At 63.3% G+C, this 3,516-nt stretch carries 4 protein-coding genes; 1 reads left to right on the top strand and 3 read right to left on the bottom strand.

Annotated elements, in window-relative coordinates:
* The 3 genes from EN893_RS24595 to galE all read right to left on the bottom strand — a co-directional run.
* On the bottom strand, positions 1–244 hold a 244-nt coding region (locus EN893_RS24595; protein ID WP_206640166.1), incomplete at its 3' end, for an alanine racemase.
* Positions 245–246: 2 nt separating this feature from the next.
* Positions 247–1,497, bottom strand: coding sequence for a D-amino acid dehydrogenase (locus EN893_RS24590; protein WP_127271728.1), 1,251 nt, complete (start codon positions 1,495–1,497; stop codon positions 247–249).
* A 105-nt stretch (positions 1,498–1,602) separates the two neighbouring features.
* On the bottom strand, positions 1,603–2,598 hold the full coding sequence (gene galE / locus EN893_RS24585; protein WP_127270794.1) for a UDP-glucose 4-epimerase GalE: 996 nt from the start codon (positions 2,596–2,598) through the stop codon (positions 1,603–1,605).
* Between the two features lie 267 nt (positions 2,599–2,865).
* On the opposite strand from galE, the gene hemA reads away from it, so the two are divergent.
* The coding region (gene hemA / locus EN893_RS24580) for a 5-aminolevulinate synthase (RefSeq protein WP_128361832.1) at positions 2,866–3,516 on the top strand (651 nt) is incomplete at its 3' end.

The following is a 3,516-nucleotide window of genomic DNA, read 5'->3' as shown; positions in this document are numbered from 1 at the left end:
GGCTGCGCAACAGCATGATCGGCGCGTTGATGCCGCTGTCGCGCAGCCGGCGGATGTTCTCGAAACGCGATTCGGCGATGCCGGCGACACCGCCGCGCAACATGGCGCGCGCCACTTGCGGCATGCCGCAAGTGCCCTTGGTAACGCCGAACACTTTTATGCCCGACAGCGCGCAGCGCTCGACGATCGTGCGCGCATTGCGCTCGATGCGGCCAAGGTCGATAGCGACTTGCGGTCCCGACATCACTACCCCCCGTAGACCAGCCCCTGCGGGTCGATCTCCGGCTTGCGGCCGGAAACGAGGTCGGCAAGGAATTTCCCCGAGCCGCAGGCCATGGTCCAGCCGACATGGCCGTGGCCGGTGTCGAGATAGAGATTCTTGTAGCGAGCCTGGCCGATGACCGGCACCGAGTTGGGCATCATCGGCCGCAGACCGGCCCAGAACACAGCCTTCTTCTCGTCGAAGGCACCCGGGAAAAGATCCTTGCCGGTGCTGATGATCGTCTTGAAATCGGCGGGCTTGAAAGTTCGGTCGAAGCCGGTGAATTCAGCCGTCGAGGACATCCGCAAGCGGTTGCCCAGCCTGGAATAGCCGATCAGCCGGTCCTCGTCGGCGCCGCCCATGGTCGGTCCCTTGCTTTCGTCCTCCAGGGGAATCGTCGCGGTATAGCCCTTTACCGGATAGACAGGCAGGTCGATGCCGTAACGGCGCCCGAGCAGGCCGCTCTCCGGTCCCATCGAGATGACCACGGCATCGCCGGCGACCGGGCCGGCCGACGTCATCACCGCGCGCACATGATCGCCCTCGATGTCGAGGCCTTCGACTGTCGTGCCGAACAGGAATTTGACGCCGAGCTTCTCGGCAGCATAGGCGGCCAGCCTGTCGACAAACTGCTTGGAATCTCCGGTCTGGTCGGTTGGCGAATAGACGCCCCCGGCAATCTTGTCCTTGACGCCGGCAAGGCCTGGTTCCAGCTCGACCAGCCGGTCGCGGCCGACGATTTCGATCGGCAGGCCGTGCCTGGCAAGATAACGGTAATTGTCGGTGCCGGTATCGAGGCTCTTTTGCGAGCGGAAGAAGTAGAGAATGCCCTTCTTGCGTTCGTCGTAGTGGATGCCGGTCGCTTCCGAAAGCGCATTGATGCAGTCACGCGAATAGAGCGCGAGCCTGAGCTTGATGTCGGTGTTGGCGCGCAGGCGCGCCACCGTGCACTGGCGCAGGAAACGCAGGCTCCAGGCGAGGAAATAGGGATCGAGGCGCAGCCTGACCTTGATGCCGAGATCATGGTTGTAGAGCCCGCGCAGGAAAGTCTTCAAAGCCGCCGGCGAGGCCCAGGCGGTGGCGTCACCCGGTGACACCAGGCCGGCATTGGACTGGCTGGTGCCTTGTGCCGCCGCCGGATGGCGCTCGATCACTGTCACCTCATGGCCGTCGCTGGCCAGATAATAGGCGGCCGCCGTACCGACGACACCGGCCCCGAGCACCGTTATTTTCATGCCATCCCCCAAGAGCTCCTCGCGGCGCGGCGCCTCCGCACCTTGCCGCGAAGGCCTTCAATAGCGCTTCGCTGCCCGCCTTGCGAGCCCTTGGGAGAACCCGGCTCAGCCGCGCGCGGAGTTCTTGCCGGTCAAGATGCGCTCCCAGGCGAGCGCGTCGGCGACGATCTGGTCGAGATCGTCGCGTTGCGGGGTCCAGCCGAGCTCGGCGCGGGCGAGATCCGAATTGGCAACCACCGCCGCGGCATCGCCAGGACGACGGTCGCCCATCTTCACCTCGAAATCACGGCCAAAAGCGCGGCGCACGCTGTCAATGACCTCGAGCACCGAATAGCCATGGCTGTAGCCGCAATTGGCGACGAGGCTTTGTCCCCCGGCACGCAGCCGCTGCAAGGCCAGGCGATGCGCCGCCGCCAGGTCGCTGACGTGGATGTAGTCGCGCATGCAGGTGCCGTCCGGCGTCGGATAATCGGTGCCGAACACCTGCATGAACGGCCGCTTGCCAAGTGCCGTCTCGCAGGCGACCTTGATCAGATGGGTTGCGCCCGGCGTCGACTGGCCGGTGCGGCCCTTCGGGTCGGCGCCGGCGACGTTGAAGTAGCGCAGCGCGGTATAGCGCAGGCCATGCGCGATCGACGCGTCGCGCAGCATCCACTCACTCATCAGCTTGGACAGGCCATAGGGCGATTCCGGCGACAGGCGGGCGTCCTCGCGCACCGGCTCCAGGCCGGCTCCGCCATAGACGGCGGCAGTCGATGAAAAGATGAAATTGGGCACGCCTTCGCGCACCGCGGTTTCGATCAGCGTGCGCGTCTTCGAGGTGTTGTTCTCGTAGTAACTGAGCGGGTCGGCGACCGATTCCGGAACCACGATCGAGCCGGCGAAGTGAATGATCGCGTCGACCTTGTTCTCCCTGATGACCGAGCCGACCAATTCCCGGTCGGCAACGTCGCCGACGACCAGCCTTGCCTCGGGCGCCACCGCCCATTCGAAACCGGTGGAAAGGCGATCGAGGACGACCACGCCCTCGCCGGCATCAAGCAACTCCCAGACCATATGGCTGCCGATGTAACCGGCGCCGCCTGTAACCAAAACCGTCATCCGCTTCCTCGCTTATCCAAGATTTATCGGAAACTGTCTCAACCCCCGCTCTACTGGAAAGCCCGCCGCATAACCATTGAAACCGTGGTAACCGGCATCGCCGGCTAGTGGCATCGTCCTGAAACAAAGTTGATCCACATCAAGGGAATAGGCCACGATCCGTGATCGTTAGGAACAGGTCCGGGGCGTGGCATTTTGACCAAAAAGGCCAGGTGGACGACCAACAGGCCAATGATTATGATCCCGCGCAAAAATTGGGAAGCCTATATGAACTATCAGCGGTTCTTCGAGGAAGCGATCGACCAGCTCCATGCCGAGCGTCGCTACCGCGTTTTCGCCGACCTGGAGCGGATCGCGGGCAAGTTCCCGCGCGCCATCTGGCGTTCCAATGGCCGCGCCGAGGAAATCACCGTCTGGTGCTCCAACGACTATCTCGGCATGGGCCAGCATCCCGACGTCATCGCCGCGTTCCAGAATACCGCTGGCAAGATGGGTTCGGGCGCCGGCGGCACCCGCAACATTTCCGGCACCTCGAACCCGCTGGTCGAACTCGAGGTGGAGCTTGCCGACCTGCACGACAAGGAAGCGGCACTGGTCTTCACCTCCGGTTTCGTCTCCAACGAGGCCTCGATCTCGACCATCGCGAAGCTTTTGCCCAACTGCCTGATCATCTCGGACGAATTGAACCACGCCTCGATGATCGAAGGCGTGCGGCGTTCCGGCGCCGAGAAAAAGATCTTCCGCCACAACGACGTCGCGCATCTGGAAAGCCTTTTGCAGGCGGCGGGACGCGAACGCGCCAAGCTGATCGTCTTCGAAAGCGTCTACTCGATGGATGGCGACATCGCGCCGATCAAAGAGATCGTCGAGCTCGCCGAGCGCTACAACGCCATGACCTATATCGATGAGGTCCATGCC

The organism is Mesorhizobium sp. M7A.F.Ca.CA.004.04.2.1 (assembly GCF_004022825.1).
In the GTDB taxonomy this organism is placed as follows: Bacteria; Pseudomonadota; Alphaproteobacteria; order Rhizobiales; family Rhizobiaceae; genus Mesorhizobium.
Note: the sequence above shows the minus strand (reverse complement) of the source record. Positions and strands in the feature narration are given on the sequence as shown.